This window comes from Streptomyces sp. NPDC003691, assembly GCF_053981115.1.
The window spans coordinates 17,390-32,978 of sequence record NZ_JBSFNQ010000047.1 but is presented as its reverse complement, the minus strand read 5'-3'; the positions used below and the strand labels follow the sequence as shown (position 1 = coordinate 32,978).

General features: G+C 75.2%; 15 protein-coding genes. 7 read left to right on the top strand and 8 right to left on the bottom strand.

The annotated features are described in order from the left end of the window. Positions 1-55 precede the first annotated feature (55 nt). Together ACWDR0_RS21905 and ACWDR0_RS21900 are read left to right on the top strand one after the other, a co-directional pair. Positions 56-2,227 (top strand): alpha/beta fold hydrolase, encoded by a 2,172-nt coding sequence (locus ACWDR0_RS21905; RefSeq protein ID WP_456353402.1) that lies wholly within the window; start codon positions 56-58, stop codon positions 2,225-2,227. Between the two features lie 142 nt (positions 2,228-2,369). Then, positions 2,370-2,840: a Rieske (2Fe-2S) protein gene (locus tag ACWDR0_RS21900; protein WP_456353401.1), complete on the top strand. Its 471-nt coding sequence runs from the start codon at positions 2,370-2,372 to the stop codon at positions 2,838-2,840. A gap of 4 nt (positions 2,841-2,844) precedes the next feature. On the opposite strand, the gene ACWDR0_RS21895 is transcribed toward ACWDR0_RS21900, so the two are convergent. Then, positions 2,845-3,510 (bottom strand): cysteine hydrolase family protein, encoded by a 666-nt coding sequence (locus ACWDR0_RS21895; RefSeq protein WP_456353400.1) that lies wholly within the window; start codon positions 3,508-3,510, stop codon positions 2,845-2,847. 158 nt (positions 3,511-3,668) lie between these two features. Here ACWDR0_RS21895 and ACWDR0_RS21890 point away from each other — a divergent pair, with 158 nt between their 5' ends. Beyond that, positions 3,669-4,163, top strand: coding sequence for a pyridoxamine 5'-phosphate oxidase family protein (locus ACWDR0_RS21890; RefSeq protein WP_456353434.1), 495 nt, complete (start codon positions 3,669-3,671; stop codon positions 4,161-4,163). A gap of 261 nt (positions 4,164-4,424) precedes the next feature. Here ACWDR0_RS21890 and ACWDR0_RS21885 read toward each other — a convergent pair whose 3' ends face one another. Further along, a complete protein-coding gene (locus tag ACWDR0_RS21885) occupies positions 4,425-5,345 on the bottom strand; it encodes a LysR family transcriptional regulator (protein WP_456353399.1) in 921 nt (306 codons plus the stop codon). Between the two features lie 74 nt (positions 5,346-5,419). On the opposite strand from ACWDR0_RS21885, the gene ACWDR0_RS21880 reads away from it, so the two are divergent. Beyond that, positions 5,420-6,691 (top strand): DMT family transporter, encoded by a 1,272-nt coding sequence (locus tag ACWDR0_RS21880; RefSeq protein WP_456353398.1) that lies wholly within the window; start codon positions 5,420-5,422, stop codon positions 6,689-6,691. 120 nt (positions 6,692-6,811) lie between these two features. Here ACWDR0_RS21880 and ACWDR0_RS21875 read toward each other — a convergent pair whose 3' ends face one another. Further along, positions 6,812-8,149, bottom strand: coding sequence for an aminotransferase class I/II-fold pyridoxal phosphate-dependent enzyme (locus ACWDR0_RS21875; protein ID WP_456353397.1), 1,338 nt, complete (start codon positions 8,147-8,149; stop codon positions 6,812-6,814). Between the two features lie 34 nt (positions 8,150-8,183). Here ACWDR0_RS21875 and ACWDR0_RS21870 point away from each other — a divergent pair, with 34 nt between their 5' ends. Continuing rightward, positions 8,184-8,873 (top strand): pyridoxamine 5'-phosphate oxidase family protein, encoded by a 690-nt coding sequence (locus tag ACWDR0_RS21870; protein WP_456353396.1) that lies wholly within the window; start codon positions 8,184-8,186, stop codon positions 8,871-8,873. A 494-nt stretch (positions 8,874-9,367) separates the two neighbouring features. On the opposite strand, the gene ACWDR0_RS21865 is transcribed toward ACWDR0_RS21870, so the two are convergent. The 3 genes from ACWDR0_RS21865 to ACWDR0_RS21855 all read right to left on the bottom strand — a co-directional run bounded on the left by ACWDR0_RS21865 (position 9,368) and on the right by ACWDR0_RS21855 (position 12,343). After that, complete coding sequence (locus ACWDR0_RS21865; RefSeq protein WP_456353395.1) at positions 9,368-10,405, bottom strand: DMT family transporter; 1,038 nt, start codon at positions 10,403-10,405, stop codon at positions 9,368-9,370. Positions 10,406-10,577: 172 nt separating this feature from the next. Next, positions 10,578-11,684, bottom strand: a complete 1,107-nt coding sequence (locus ACWDR0_RS21860) for an EamA family transporter (RefSeq protein WP_456353394.1) — start codon at positions 11,682-11,684, stop codon at positions 10,578-10,580. Positions 11,685-11,794: 110 nt separating this feature from the next. Then, the gene (locus tag ACWDR0_RS21855) at positions 11,795-12,343 is read right to left on the bottom strand and encodes a Clp protease N-terminal domain-containing protein (protein ID WP_456353393.1); all 549 of its coding nucleotides are present in this window, start codon (positions 12,341-12,343) and stop codon (positions 11,795-11,797) included. Between the two features lie 224 nt (positions 12,344-12,567). Here ACWDR0_RS21855 and ACWDR0_RS21850 point away from each other — a divergent pair, with 224 nt between their 5' ends. Further along, complete coding sequence (locus ACWDR0_RS21850; RefSeq protein WP_456353392.1) at positions 12,568-12,798, top strand: hypothetical protein; 231 nt, start codon at positions 12,568-12,570, stop codon at positions 12,796-12,798. Positions 12,799-12,959: 161 nt separating this feature from the next. Here ACWDR0_RS21850 and ACWDR0_RS21845 read toward each other — a convergent pair whose 3' ends face one another. Next, positions 12,960-13,580 (bottom strand): PadR family transcriptional regulator, encoded by a 621-nt coding sequence (locus tag ACWDR0_RS21845; protein WP_456353391.1) that lies wholly within the window; start codon positions 13,578-13,580, stop codon positions 12,960-12,962. Between the two features lie 179 nt (positions 13,581-13,759). On the opposite strand from ACWDR0_RS21845, the gene ACWDR0_RS21840 reads away from it, so the two are divergent. Then, positions 13,760-14,590 (top strand): PhzF family phenazine biosynthesis protein, encoded by an 831-nt coding sequence (locus tag ACWDR0_RS21840; protein ID WP_456353390.1) that lies wholly within the window; start codon positions 13,760-13,762, stop codon positions 14,588-14,590. Positions 14,591-14,671: 81 nt separating this feature from the next. Here ACWDR0_RS21840 and ACWDR0_RS21835 read toward each other — a convergent pair whose 3' ends face one another. Next, entirely contained in the window at positions 14,672-15,469 is a 798-nt protein-coding gene (locus ACWDR0_RS21835) for a CPBP family intramembrane glutamic endopeptidase (protein ID WP_456353433.1), read from the bottom strand. Positions 15,470-15,589 lie beyond the last annotated feature (120 nt).

The window sequence follows — 15,589 nt, the reverse complement described above, 5'->3', positions numbered from 1 at the left end:
GGAAGCCGGGGAAACCGGGTTGCGGCGCGGCGCCGGGGGCTGCGCAGGATCCCCCATGGCCTCCCACAGCAACGGCGCCGCGTCCGGCCGCCGCCCCGCCGCCCCCGTACTGCCCGGATTCCCCCGTCTGTTCGCCCGTACCCGGCGCTTCTCCCTCGGTACGCCGGAGCGGTTCACCGTCGCTCCGGACGGTTCCCGGGTCCTCTTCGTCCGCGGCACCTCGGGCACCGACCCGGTCGCGAGGCTCTGGCTGTACGAGGCGGGGCGGGAGCGCATCCTGGCCGATCCCCTCGGCTCCGACGAGCACGACGATCCTGAAGAAGCGATTCCGGAGGCGGAGCGGATCCGCCGCGAGCGGGCCCGGACAGCGGTGTCGGGGATCGTCTCGTACGCCACCGACGCCGCGGTCCGGCTCGCCGTCTTCGCTCTCGGGGGTGTCCTCCGGGCGGTGCGGACCGACGGCGGTGGGGCCTGGACGATCGCCACGGCGGGCCCGGTCGTCGACCCCCGTCCCTCACCCGACGGTGCGTGGATCGCCTATGTCACCGGCGGCGCGCTGCGTGCCGTGCGGCCCGACGGCAGTGATGACCGGCTGCTGGCCGGTCCGGAGACGCCCGAGGTGACCTACGGTCTGTCGGACCATGCGTCGGCGGAGTCCATCGGGCGGTCCCGCGGCTACTGGTGGTCGCCCGCGGGGGACGCGCTGCTGGCCATGCGGGCCGATCTGTCGCCCGTGGCGACGTGGTACGTCCACGACCCGGCGGATCCGGCCCGGCCGCCGCGGGCCGTGAAGTACCCGGTGGCGGGGACAGCCAACGCCCGGCTGTCGCTGCACGTCCTGCGGCCGGAGGGCGGCCGGACCGATGTGGCGCTGCCCGCGGCCGCCGATCCGGAGTCGCACGAGCCCGGCGAGTGGACCGACCGGGCCTTCGAGTATGTGACGGACGCGCGCTGGGACCCGCATGGGCCCCTGGTCACCGTGCAGACCCGGGACCAGCGCTCCGTATGGCTGCTGGCCGTCGACCCGGTGACCGGCGCAGCCGAGCCGCTGGACCGGGTGCGGGACGCGGCGTGGGTCGATCTGCTGCCCGGCGCCCCGGGCCGTACCCCCGCGGGCACCCCGGTCGCCGTCACCGCCCATGCCCGCGACGGCAGGCGGGGGCTGCGGATCGGCGGCGACCTCTCCCCCGCCGCCCTCCATGTCCGGGAGTTCGTCGGCGCGGACGGCGACCGGCTGTGGTTCACCGCGAGCGACGAGCCGAGCGAGGTCCATGTCTGGTCGTACGGTCCGGAGGAAGGGTTCACCAGGGTCAGCCGGGAGCCCGGGGTGCACACCGCGGCCGTCGGCGGGGACACCGTCGTCCTCGACGGCCTCACCGAATCCGGCCGGACGGTCACCGTGCTCCGCGGCGGCGTACCGGACGGCGGCATCGCGGTGCTCACCGCGGAACCCGGCTTCGACCCGGCACCGGTACCGCTGCTCCTGGGCGAGCGCCTGCTGCGGTCGTCCCTGTATCTGCCGTCCTGGTACGAGGCCGGCTCCGGGCCGCTGCCGGTGCTGCTGAGCCCGTACGGCGGCCCCGGGATGCAGCTGGTGCTGCGGGCCCGCGCCTGGTGGACGTACACCGCCCGGTGGTTCGCCGAGCAGGGCTTCGCGGTGCTCGTCACCGACGGCCGGGGCACGCCGGGCCGCGGCCGGGAGTGGGAGAAGGCGGTACGCGGCGACCGGCTGGGACCGGCACTGGAGGACCAGGTGGACGCCGTACACGCGGCGGCGGAGCAGCGGCCGGAGCTCGACCTCGGCCGGGTCGGCATCCGCGGCTGGTCGTACGGCGGCTATCTGGCGGCGGCCGCGGTGCTGCACCGACCGGACGTCTTCCACGCGGCCGTCGCGGGGGCGGCGCCGACCGACCGGCGGCTGTACGACACCCACTGGGAGGAACGGTTCCTCGGGCACCCGGACGTCTTCCCGGAGGCGTACGAGCGCAGTTCCCTGGTGCCGTACGCCCATCTGCTCACCCGTCCGCTGCTGCTGGCGCACGGCACGGCGGACGACAACGTCCATTTCGCGCATCTGCTGAGGTTCTCGTCGGCGCTGCTGGCCGCGGGCCGGGAGCATCAGGTGCTGCCGCTGCCGGGCGCCGGTCACCGGGTGGTGCGGGAGGAGCAGGCAGCGGGACTGCTGCTGAGGGAGGCCGGGTTCCTGCGGGAGGCGCTCGGCGCCTGACGGGCCCGGCGGTCCGTGCCCCCGCGGCCGGGCGGGGCGGCGGGTGAACCCTCCGGGGGCGCGGCACGTACTCACTCGCACGGGCCGCGCCGCTCTCCGGCGCTCCGGCCCGCGGGACCGTGACCAGAAGGAGCGCACAGAGATGTCCGGATCACAGCAGGAGCCCCGTACCGTCTGCCGCAGGACCGTCGTCGCCGCGGTGGGCGGGGCCGGTCTGGCGGTCGCGCTGACGGCGTGCGGATCGGACGACGGCCCGTCCGGCGGCGGCGACAGGAGCGCGGGAGGCACCGGCGGCACCACGGGCGGCGCTCCGGAGGGCGGCTCCCCCGGCGGCAAGGTACTGGCGAAGGCGGCCGACATCCCCGAGGGCGGCGGCAAGGTGGTCGGCGACGTCGTGATCACCCAGCCCGTGAAGGGCGAGTTCAAGGCGTTCTCCGCCAAGTGCACGCATCAGGGGTGTGCCGTGCGGGGCGTCGAGAACAACGTCATCGTCTGCCCCTGCCACAACAGCCTGTTCGACGCGTCCGACGGCAGTGTGAAGGGCGGCCCCGCGCCCCGCCCGCTGGCACCGGCCGCGGTACGGCAGGAGGGCGATTCCATCGTGCTGGCGTAGGTCGTCACGGAACGCGCGGCCGCCAGGCCGCCCGTACCGCCTCGCAGGTGGTGAGGGTGGCGACGGGCGCGAGCGTATGGCGGAGGACCGCGGGGGTGTAGTCGGCCGGCACTCCCGCGATCGCGTCCCGCGGCACCACGGCCGCGTACCCGAGGTTGACCGCGTCGAACACGGTGTTCGGGACGGCGATATTCGCCGACACCCCGGTGACCAGCAGGGTCCGGCAGCGGAGATTGCGCAGCAGCGGATCGAGCCCGGTCCCGGCGAGCGGCGAAAGACCGTGCAGCCGCCGGACCACGAGATCACCGGCCGCGGCTTCGACGGGTGGCGCGAGTTCGACGGCCGGGGTGCCTGGGTGCTGCTGTACGGGGAGGTGCGCGAGGGCCCGGAAGAGCGGGGCGTTCCGGTTGGCGCCGCGCCCGTCGGGACGGCGTTCGGCCACCGCGTGCACGACCTGGACGCCCGCGGCGCGCGCGGCCGCGGCCAGCGCGGCGATCCGGCCGAGGACGCCGGAGCGCCGGACCTCCGCGGCGAGTTCGGGCAGGGCGCTCGGCTCCCCCACCACACCGCGCTGGCACTCGACGGTGAGCAGGACGGTGCCGGCCGGGTCGAGCAGCCGCGCCAGCCGGTCGCCCGCCGCGCTGCCGGAAACGGATTCGCCGGACGGCATCGGACCCCCTCCACCGCGTACGGGGCGCCCGCGGGGCCCGCGGCGGCCGCCGCGCCGCGGCACTCTTGCGCCGCCGGCGCGGAGCGCCCATGATTCCTGACACTTCGTCAGACATCAAGCCCGGACGCGACGTACGGGCGGAAGGGGCGGGTGACGGCATGCCCGAGCGGCACGGGCCCGCGGCGACGCAGCGGCGGGGCCGCCGGATCATGATGACCCCCGGGGAGATCGACACCTTCCTCGCCGGACGGCGCACCTGCCGGGCGGCGACCGTCTCACCGGACGGCCGCCCCCACGCGGGCGCGCTCTGGTACGCCTGGGACGGCACATCGCTCTGGCTGTACTCGCTGGTGCGCAGCCGCCGCTGGACGGATCTGCGGCACGATCCCCGGATCGCGGTCCTGGTGGACGACGGCGAGGAGTACGGGGAACTCCGCGGCGTGGAACTGTCCGGGTCGGTGGTCCCGGTCGGCGAGGCCCCGCGCACCGGCGAACCCTGCGCGGAACTGCGGGAGCCGGAGCGGCTGTTCGCGCGGAAGAACTTCGGCCTCGGCGCGATGCCGCACGACGGCCGTCACGCCTGGCTGCGGCTCACTCCCGACACGATCGTGTCATGGGACTTCCGCAAGGCGGGAGGGCCGGGGCGGGCATGACGGCGCCCGAGGCCGGCCCGCGCGGCAGGACCGTCACCGGCAGCCCCGGCGCCGCCCCCGGAGCGGGGCTTCCGCGAGGCGGGAAAGCCGGGGGCGAACACGACGGCCCGGAGCGGGACTTCCCCAGAGGCGGTACAGCCCGTACGGGCGCGACGGGGCCGGAGCGGGCGCGGCGCGCGTCGGCGGCGGGTGCCGGATCCGTACGCCCGCCGCCGCTCCGCGCCCTCGACACCCCGCGCCCCCCTCCACCCCGTCACCCCGTCATCCCGCCCCGGGACCCGCCTCCAGGGCCGCCGCGGCATCGGCCAGCGCCCGCGCCGTGGCCCGGATGGACGGCCGCCGGTCGGCGTCGGTGCGCCAGACCGCGTACACATGGCGGAGCACCCGACGGCGTACGGGAACGAGCACGACGCCCTCCGGCACCGGGCCGCGCCCCAGCCGGGGCGTCACACAGACCCCGCAGCCGGCGGCGATCAGCGCCAGCTGGGTGTGGTGCTCCCCCGCCAGATGCGGGATGCGCGGCTCGATACCGCGTGAGCGCAGGGTGAACGTCAGCCACTCGTGGCAGAACTCGCCCTCCGGCCAGGACACCCAGTCGTCGTCCGCGAAGTCCTCCAGACCGACCTCCGCCCGGTCCGCCAGCGGATGCCCGGCGGGCATGGCGATATCGGGGGCGTCGTCGAGGAGATGGACCTGGGCCAGCCCGCCGGGGACGGGCAGCCGCTTGTTGCTCCAGTCCAGGACGACGGCGAGGTCGTAGTCGCCCCGGACGACCCCGCGGATACCGTCCTCGGGCTCGGTCTCCCGGGTCCGTACCCGCAGATCGGGGTGGCCCTCGCGGAGCGCCGAGATCATCCCGGGGAACAGCCCCCGGGCCGCCGTCGGGAAGGCGGCGACCCGCACCTCCCCGACCACCTGGCCGCGCTGTGCCTCGATATCGGCCTGGGCCAGCTCGACCTGGGACAGGATCCGGGCGGCGTGGTCGGCGAGCAGCCGTCCGGCGTCGGTGAGCCGCACCCCGCGCCCGTTCCTGGCGAGCAGTTGCTGCCCGACCTCCCGCTCCAGTTTGGAGAGCTGCTGGGAGACGGCGGAGGTCGTGACGTGCAGCCCCTCGGCGGCGGCGCTGACCGATCCGTGGCGGGCGAGGGCGTCCAGGGTCCGCAGGCGCTCCAGATTCAACATGTAAGCAATGCTAATCCAAACAGCGAAGAAATTCTCACTTGTGCTACGAGATTCCGGGCGGGACAGTAGATCCCATGACCACCGCGGCCCGGGCGTCCACCGCCCCCTCCACCACCCCGCCGGCCCTTCCCCGCCGCTCCCGGGTGGACTGGCGGCTGCGCTTCGCCTTTCTCTCCGCCGTCTGGGGCTTCAGCTTTCTGCTCACCAAGGTCGGCACCCAGGGGTTCGCCCCGTTCCAGGTGACCCTGGGGCGGCTCGTCTTCGGTACGGCGGTGCTGGCCGTGGCGCTCGCGGTGCGGCGGGAGGGGCTGCCCCGCGGCGGGTGGACCTGGCTGCATCTGACGGTTTCGGCGTTCCTGCTGAACGCCCTGCCGTTCTCCCTGTTCGCCTACTCCCAGGAGACGATCCCGTCGGCGCTGGCGGCGATCTGCAACGCGACCTCACCGCTGTGGGGCATGGTCCTCTCGCTGGTCGCGCTCTCCGAGGACCGGCCGACCCGGCGCCGGGTGGCCGGGCTGAGCCTCGGCTTCCTCGGGGTGCTCACGGTGCTGGGCGCCTGGCAGGGCTTCGCCGGGATCGCCCCGTCCGGCACCGCGATGGCACTGCTGGCGTCCCTGAGTTACCCGGTCGGCTGGATCTACATCCGCCGCACACTGGCGGGGAACCGCCACTCGAATCTGTCGCTGACCACCGGCCAGCTCCTGATCGCCACGGTCCAGCTCGCCGTGGTCACCCCGTTGTTCGCCGGCTTCCCGACATCGTTCCCGACGGTGCCGCTGCTGTCGGTCGCGGCGCTGGGGGCGCTGGCCACGGGCCTCGCGATGCTCGTGCAGTACGGGCTGGTCGCCGAGGTCGGGCCGACGACGGCCCAGACGGTCACGTACTTCACCCCGGTCATCGCGACGGTCGCGGGCGTCACCGTCCTCGGCGAGCATCTGAGCTGGAACACCCCGGTGGGCGCGCTGGTGATCATCGCGGGGGCCGCGCTGAGCCAGTCCCGGCCGCGGACGGCGGGCAGAGCGTCCGTCCCGGTGGCCCGGGGCGGCGGGGCGGCGCTCGCGGGCGAGGCGGCCGCTCCGGGCGCGGCGGAGTCCGGCCGGTCCCCCGGGCCGGTTCCGCCCGGGGCCACCGCGACGACGGCGTCTCCGGTCTCCGGGGTCCTTGCGGCGGGAGCGGCCGCTCCGGTCGGGGCGGCCACGGCGATTCCCGGGGACGGTGCCGCAGCCGGAGCAGCGCCCGGCGGCGACCTAGCAACCGCCCCAACGGCCGTAGCGGTCCGTCCGGCCGACGGTGCCGGCGCCGGAGCAACGGCGGCTGCTCCGGCCGGGGGGCCGTGGAGACCATGACGGTCCCACCGGCCACGGCGGCCACGGCGGTCCCGGCGGGCTCCCCGGCCGGGACGGCCGGGGAGCCCCGGAGGCGGCCGGCCGTTACCGGGCGGCGTCCGGCGCGGCGCACCCCGCCCGTCAGCCGTAGCTCCGCCGCGGCACCGGTCCGACGGCATCGGCGACGGCGTCCGCCAGCGGTTCCGTATCGGCCTCGGTCAGCGAGGAGACGGTGATCCGGATGCCCGGCGGGGCCGCGGTCCGGAAGCGCGCCCCGGGGGCGACCGCCCAGCCCGCCTGGAGCAGCCGGGCCACCGTCCCGGTCTCGTCGGCGACCGGCACCCAGACGTTCATCCCGCTCCGCCCGTGGGCCGTGACGCCCCGCCGGGCCAGGGCGGCCACCAGACCGTCGCGGCGCCTCCCGTACTCCGCGGCCACCCCGGCCGGGTCGACCGCCCCCGTGGTCCAGAGATGGACCACGGCCGACTGGAGCAGCCGGCTGACCCAGCCCGGACCGACGAACTGCCGCCCGGTGACCCGGTCGACGGTGACCGGGTCACCGGTGAAGACGGCGGTCCGCAGATCGGGGCCGTAGGCCTTGGCCGTGGACCGGACGAACGCCCAGTGGTCCGTGACCCCGGCAAGGGGGTGCAGCGGCAGGCCGACGATGCCGTGCGCATGATCGTCTTCGATGAGCAGGGTGTCCGGCGCGGCGGCGAGGACGGCGCGCAGCGCCCGGGCGCGCGGCCCGCTCACCGCGGCACCGGTCGGGTTCTGCGCCCGGGCGGTGACGACGACCGCCCGGACCCCCTCGGCGAGCGCCCGGGCCACGCCGTCCGGCAGCGGCCCCTCGTCGTCGACGGGCAGGGGCACCGTGCGCAGCCCCAGCGCCGGGACCAGGTCGAGCAGATTGCCCCAGCCCGGATCCTCGACACCGACCCGGTCCCCGGGCCGCAGATGTGCCGCGAGTACGCGTTCGATGACATCGAGGGAGCCCGAGGCGACCGCGACGGGCCCGGCCGGGACCCCGTCGGCATCCAGGGCCTCACGGGCGAGCCGGGCCAGCTCGGGTGTGACGGTAGGGCCCCCGTAGAGGCCGTAGTGCGGGCCGCTCCGCCCGGCCCGGGCGGCCGCCGCGAGTGCCTCCTCCAGCGGCGGCAGCAGCGCCGGGTCCGGGTTGCCCTCGCTGACGTCTCGTACACCGGGCGGCGCTTCGACCCGGAGCGCGCCTCGCGCCGTACTGACCGGCCGGGGCAGCACCCGGCTGCCCCGGCGGCCCGCCGTCTCGATGATTCCCCGCTCGCGCAGGGTCCGGTAGGCCGCGGCGACGGTATTCGGATTCACTCCGAGGACCTCGGCCAACTCCCGCATCGGCGGAAGGAGTTGCCCGGGCTCCAGCGCCCCCTCGGCGACACCGCGCTCCACGCTGGCCGCGATCTCCGATGCGCGACGCCCCACGATCCGATATTCTCCTAGCACAAACAGCATTATGCACTAGTGCAATGGAGTTGTCATGTCGGATGCCGCACCCGTCGTCGTCCCCCCGGTCCCGGACGGCTATGCCCCGACCGAATTCACCGTGCCCACCCGCAGCCGGGAGCGCGCCGCGTACGACCGCGAGACGGTCCACGCGATACTCGACGACGACTGCGTCTGCCACCTCGGGTTCATCCGCGACGGCCGCCCGGTCGTACTGCCGACGCTGTACGCACGGGTCGGCGAACGGCTGTACGTCCACGGCTCCACCGGCTCCCGTCCGCTGCGGGCGGCGGGCGGCGAGGACCCCGGTCTCCCGGTCTGTCTGACCGTCACCCGTTTCGACGGCCTGGTGCTGGCGCGCTCCGCCTTCCACCACTCGGTCAACTACCGCTCGGTCATGGTCCACGGCATCGCCCGCCAGGTCACCGACCCCGCGGAGAAGCTGGCGGCGCTCGACGCCCTGGTCGACCACGCGGTCCCGGGCCGTTCCGCCGACTCGCGCCCGGCGAACGCCAAGGAGGCCGCGGCGACCGCGGTCCTGCGGCTCGACCTCGAAGAGGTGTCGGCGAAGACCCGCAGCGGCGGCCCCAACGACGATCCGGAGGATCTGGAACTGCCCTACTGGACGGGTGTGGTGCCGGTCCACCGGGAGTACGGCGCCCCGGTTCCCGCCGACGATCTCGCGCCGTCCGTCGGGCTGCCGCCGTATCTCCCGATGGGCTGAGGACGCCCCCGGGCACCCGGCCCGGCCGGGCGGGGACGGCCGGGCGAGCCGGGGACCGGGACAGCAACGGCCCTCGCCCGCACCGGGCGGGGCCGCCGCTGCGGGACCGCGCGAGCGGCGCACCAGCCGCGCAGACCGCCGGGACCGGCCCCGGCCCGCGGCCACCGGGGCCGGGCACCGGGACACGGCCCACAGAGGCGGCCGACCGCCTCCGTCCGGCGTCCGGGGTCCTCGCCCACGCCGTCGGGCCCGCCCCCGGGCCGAAGGCAGGACCGCCGCGATACGGCGGCGGGTCACTCCGGGACCGGACCCCCTCGGGCATCCGCCGGGACGGGTACGCCGCCGCCGCGAAGACCCGGCCCCGCCCCCGTCACCACCGGGGCCGGACCACCCGCGGCCCCGGCACGGGGAGCGCGTCCGGCCGGATAGCGCACGTACCACCGTCCGAACCGGACCGCCCGCGGGCCCGGGGCGCGCCCGGATCCGTACCGCCGCTACCGGCGGACGCGGCCCGGGCGGGATTCCGTCCTGGCGAGCCCCACGACCGCGGTGAGCAGCAGCAGCGTCCCGAGGACTGTCGCGCCGGTCAGTTCCTCGCCGAGGAAGGCGGTGGCCATGACGGCCGCGCTCACCGGCTCCAGCAGCATCACCACCGATACGGTCGCGGCCCGGACCGCGGCCGCCCCGACGAAGTAGAGGACGTACGCCAGCGCGGTCGGCACCGCCGCCACGTACCCCAGCAGCAACAGGACGCGCAGCGGGTCGCCGGTCGTGGGGAAGAACCCCTCGGCGAGGGCGAGGGGCAGCAGACAGACCGCGCCGACACCGAAGGACCAGGCGGTCGTGGTCACCGGGTCGGAGCCGCCCGAGCGGCCGAGCCCGCGAGCGATCAGGGTGATCGCCGCATAGCCCGCGGCGGCGAGCAGCGCGAGCAGCACCCCGGAGGTGCGTACGGTGCCGTTCCCGCCGCCCAGCACCAGCACCGCGAGACCGGCGAGCGCGCCGCCGACGGCGGCCGTCCCGCCAGCGCCGAGCCGCTCCCCCAGCAGCGCGCGGGCCCCGGCGGCGATCAGTACCGGCCCGGCTCCCAGGGTGACGACGGTGGCCACCGCGAGTCCGGTCGCTTGGACGGCCGCGAAGTAGGCGCTCTGGAAGACGGTGAGCCCGATACCGGTGCCGAGCAGCCGTACCAGCCTGCGGCCGCGGGACTCCGGCCGGGTCACGGGGGTGGCGCCGCCCGGCCGGCTGCGGCGCCGCAGCGCCAGCACCCCCAGCAGCAGAAGCAGTCCTCCGGCGCAGCGCCAGAAGGAGAGCGACAGCGGCCCGGGCCCGCCCGCGGCGAACACCAGGGACGCGGCAGCGCCCGCGGTGCCCCAGGCGAGGCCCGCGACGATCAGACAGAGCAGGCTCCGCCCGACGGACGGTACGCCGGGTGCGGGGCGCGCCCCGGCGGGCCCGGATCCGGGGTCCGGAAGGACCGGGGACACCGGTCCGGGCACGCCGACGGCAGGGAGGGACGAGGAGTTCGACACGTGAGGTCTCCGTGGAGGAAGTACGGGATGAGGTCGTCGCTCTGCACGGAACGCGGGCAGCGACGGACCGCCCGGGGACATCCCGGGCCCGGTCCTCGTCGGAGAAGGGCGCCGCCCGCGTCAGCGGGCGGGAGGCGGAAGCACGGTCGAATGCATGATCGCGACCCTATGCTCAGGAGCGGTCGGCCGACAACTCCCCTTCGGCGCCCGGGATCCGGCCCGCGGGGCCGGGTCCGGCCGCTTCGGGGTGCGCGGCGGACGAAACGGCGGGGGCGGACGGGACGGCGGGCTCCGCGGACGCGTCCGCGGGCCCCGTACCGTCGGAGACACCGCCGCTACCGCCACCGGAGGCGACCGGTCCGGAAGGCGCCTTGGGCGCCTGGGACTGGGCGATGAACGCCCCCGTCAATACCAGTGCCCCGCCCACGATCTGCGGCAGCGACAGATGCTCCCTCAGCAGGACCCAGGCCAGCACGGTGGCCACGACCGCTTCCAGACAGGCGACCACCCCGGCGACCTGCGGCGACAGTTTCCGCACCGAGACGACCCCGGTGACATAGGCGAAGACCGTCGCGATCAGTACGACCCAGCCGAGCAGCAGCCAGGCCTGCACCTCGCTGCCGCCCATCTCGACGGCGCCGCCGAGCAGCCCGGCGTCCATGGTCCAGGGGCGGGCGACGACCGTCAGGACGGCCGCGCCGACCAGCAGTCCGTACGCGATCACCCCGAGCGGGTCGGCCCGGGTCTCCTCGTCGCCGCTCCCGTGGTCGGCGAGAATGAAGTAACAGGCCTGGCAGCAGGCCGCGCCGAGCGCCAGCAGCAGACCGAGGGCGTCGAAGCTCAGCCCGGACCAGACCTCGACCACACAGGCGAGACCGGTCACCGCGAGCACCACGCCGACGGCGGCGGCTCGGGTCACCGGCCGCCGCTGGACGAACCGGATCCACCCCAGGACGAGGGCGGGGCCGAGGTATTCGACCAGGAGCGCGACGCCGACCGGGATCCGGGAGATGGAGGCGAAGTAGAAGGCCTGCACACCGGCGACGGCGAGCAGTCCGAAGCCGAGGAGCAGCGCCGGTTTGCGGCGTACGAGATCGCGGTGGCGCCAGGCGAGCGGCAGCATCACCAGCGCCGCGCCGGTCACCCGCAGCCACACCACGTGCAGCGGGTCCAGCCCCGCTTCGATCAGCGGCTTGGCCGCCACACCCGATCCGCCGAACGCGAGGGCGGAGGCCAGGGCGATGCCCAGGCCGCTTTTTCTCCCGGAAGTCGCCTGCATCGGCACATCATGACAGCAGCGGTCATGAGCGTCGACCTCATGACGCATGTCGAGACGGGAACACGGAAGACCGCGGAGAACGGCAGCGGCCGGGTAATCCGCCGGTTCCCTCAGACAGCCCCGGCGCCCCCGCCGCCGGCCCGCGCCCCGAGCGTCTCGGGATCCACCCCGGCACGGCGCAGCACCTCCACCGCGCGGCACCCGGCGTCGGCCACCAGCGCGGCGAGCAGATCGACTCCGGCGGCCCGCCGAACACCCCGCCGGGCGGCACGCGTCAGCGCGCCGTCGACCGCGCCGGCCGCCGACGGCGACCAGACCCCGCCGCCCGCGGGTCGCGGCACCGGCGGCCGGAGGGCCGGCATCGTGCCCGAATCCTCCACCGCACCGCGCCAGCGCAGCCCGTACCCGATGCTGCGCTGGGCCAGATATCCGCGGACCCGGGCGACCTTCGGGCCGGGGCCCAGTGCCGCCCTCGCCTCGGGATCGGCCTCCAGCAGGGAGTGCAGCAGATGCGCGGTGTCGATCTGGCGGTCACCGTCCCGCAGGGCCCGGCGGCGCGCGCCCGCCACCACCGCGGCGAGTTCGGGCGTGAGCCGCCCTCCGGCATCGGTACGCGACAGGGGCGACGGAACGGACGGCGGCGGGACGGAGTTCTGCACAACTCCCACCCCATCAGTCAGGCGACCCGAAAGCATCCCCGTCCGGGGCTATTCGCCCATCCCACCGAAGTTGGGCACACCTTGCCGATTCCTCCTCCTTACGGATGAGATCGCGACACATCCCCTCCGGCTCCGCGCGCCGCCTTGCCCGCACGCGCCCCCTGCGCCCCGGCCGGGCACTCCGGGCAGGCAACCCGGGCCGCCGCGGACGCGTCACCCGGGACATGTTCTGGTTGGTGGCCCTGCCCGCGGCGGACGGACGGGAGTACGTCTACCGGGTGTACGCACCCGTCGACGCCCTGCGCGCGGATGTCTTCTGGGCCGCCTTCCACTGCCACGACGAGGGCCCCCACCCCCGGGCGTCCGACCGCTTCGACGCGGCCGAGATCCGGCGGCACACCTCCGCCGGCCCCCGCGGGCGGCTCCCCCGCGGCACGGGCGGTTCACCGGGCTGACCAGGGCAGACCGGGCAGACCGGGGGCAACCGCCGACCGGAGCGCCCCGTACGGGGACACCGGAGACCCTGTACGGGAACAGGGGTGCGACCCCGCACTCGTCGCGCGGGGCCGCACCCCTGTTCCGCCGCCCCGGTCCGCCGGGCGGCCCGGCGGCCGGTTCACTGCTCGTCGGCGAGGATGAGATAGAGCTTCTTCCGGCTCTCGTTGATGACATCGAGGGCCTTCTGGCGCTGTTCGGCGCTGCCGGTCTTCCAGACCTGGCCGAAGGCCTCCATCAGCCCCCAGCCCGCCTGCCGTATCTCGTTCACCGTGTCCCAGTCGACCCCGCGGCCGGCCTCCTCCCAGGGGGCGTCCGGCCCGGTCTCGGCCTCGGTGCGCCCGGCGTCGGTGAGGGTGAAGAGCTTCTTGCCGCCCTCGCTCGCACTGACGATCAGGCCCTCGTCCTCCAGCAGCTGGAGGGTGGGATAGACGGAGCCGGGGCTGGGCTTCCAGGCACCGCCGCTCCGCTCGCCGATCTCCTGGATCATCTCGTATCCGTGCATCGGCCGGTCCTTCAGCAGCGCCAGGATCGAGGCCCGCACATCGCCACGGCGCGCCCTTCCCCGGCCACCGCCGCCACGGCCCCGGCCGCCGCCGAAGGGCCCCCCGAAGGGACCGCCGCCGCCGAAGGGCGGCCCGAACTGCCCGAAGGCCCCCCGACGCCCTTCGCCGCCGCCCCGGCCCCGATGTCCGGGGCCGCACTGGCGGCCGTGCTCGTTGTCGTCCCGATAGGAATCCATCACGACACTCCTTCCATCGTTGATCCATCGTGATGCTTCAACGATATATCGGAACCTGTCGCCGAACAAGCCCAGCGACATGATCCTTCCCGGCCCCGCCGCCGTCCGCGGGGAGAAGGGGGCCGCCGCCTCCGGATTGGCCTTGGTGGCGGCGCCCGGTCCGCTCGTACGGTCGCCCCATGAGAATCCGATTCGTGGACGCCTTCACCCCCCGGCCCTTCGGGGGCAATCCCGCCGCCGTCGTACTGCTGCCCGAGGCCAGGTCCTTCCCCGACGACGCCTGGCTCCAGCGGGTCGCCGCCGAGGTCAATCTCTCCGAGACCGCCTACGCCCACCCCCTGCCCGAGGGCACACCGGACGCCGACTGGGCGCTGCGCTGGTTCACCCCCACCACCGAAGTCGACATGTGCGGTCACGCCACCCTGGCGACCGCCCATGTCCTGCACACCACGGGCACCGCGGGCGGCACCGTCCGCTTCGCCGCGCGCTGCGGGATCCTCACCGCCACGACGCACGACGACGGCACGGTCACCCTTGACTTCCCCACCGCCCCGCTGACCCCCGCCGCCCTGCCCGACGGAGTCGAGAAGGCGATCGGCGCACCGGTGCTCTCCGTGCACGACACCGGCCCGCAGATCGGCGACCTCCTCGTCGAGGTCGCCGACGAGGAAACCGTGCACGCTCTCGCACCGGATCTGCCGGCCCTGGCCCGGCTCTCCCGGCGGGGCGTCATCGTCACGGCCGCCGCGGGGAACCCGGACAGCGGCTACGACTTCGTCTCCCGCTGTTTCTTCCCCAACGCCGGCATCGACGAGGACCCGGTGACGGGCAGCGCCCACACCGCCCTCGCCCCCTTCTGGTCGGCCCGCCTCGGCCGCACCGATCTGACCGGCCGCCAGGGCCCGGCCGGGCGCACCGGCCTGGTCCGGACCGGGCTGCGCGGCGGGCGGACCCTGCTGACCGGCAGCGCGGTCACGGTGATCGACGGCGAGCTGCTGGCCGCTCCCTGACCGGCCGCCCCGGGGCCCGGAAACGGCAGAGGGGGCGTACGGTTCCCTCCCGTACGCCCCTCGCTTCCCGGTCCCACCGCGTCACGCGGTCGGCAGCCAGCCCACCTTCCCGGCCAGCAGCGCGTATCCGGCGAACGCCACGATGTCGAGCAGCGCATGGGCGACCACCAGCGGCCCGATCCGGCCCCACCGGCGGTACAGCAGGACGAAGACGACGCCCATCACCACATTGCCGATGAACCCGCCGATGCCCTGGTAGAGGTGGTACGAGCCGCGGAGCAGCGAACTGGCCAGCAGCGCGGCCGTCGGCGTCCAGCCCAGCTGCCCCAGCCTGCGGAGCAGATAGCCGACGACGATGACCTCCTCCACCACGGAGTTCTGGATCGCCGAGAGGATCAGTACGGGGAACTTCCACCACACCTCGGGCAGCGACTCCGGCACCACGGTCAGATTGAACCCGGCCGCCCTGGCCCCCAGATAGAAGGCCAGCCCGGCACTGCCGATCCCGGCGGCGACCAGGGTGCCGCGCCCCAGATCCGGCCAGGGCCGGCCGCGGTCGAAGCCCATCGAGCGCAGGCCCCCCGCGCCTTCCCTGGTCAGCAGATGGGCCACCAGCAGTACGGGTACCAGCGCGGTCGCGATGCCGAAGAGCTGCCAGGCGAGGTCGAGCCACGGCCGCCCGGGGGCGTACGAGCCGTTCAGGGTGGCCGCCTGGTCCTTCAGACCGCCGGGCCTGGTCAGCGCCCCGACAAAGCTGATCAGCGACGACAGCGCGCTGGCCCCCAGCGAGAGGGCGAGGACCAGCAGCAGCTCGGAGCGCAGGGTCCGGCGCGGTATTCCGTCCGCCAGGAGCCCGTCCCCCGTACCCCCGGGGGGCAGGGAGCCGGCCACCCTTCCCGCTTCCGTCCGCACCGTCGCCTCCCGTGGGCCGCCTGCCGCGTGTCGTTCCGGCTCATCCCATCACAGGCGGCGGCCGGTGCGGACCGCGGCACCGGCCGG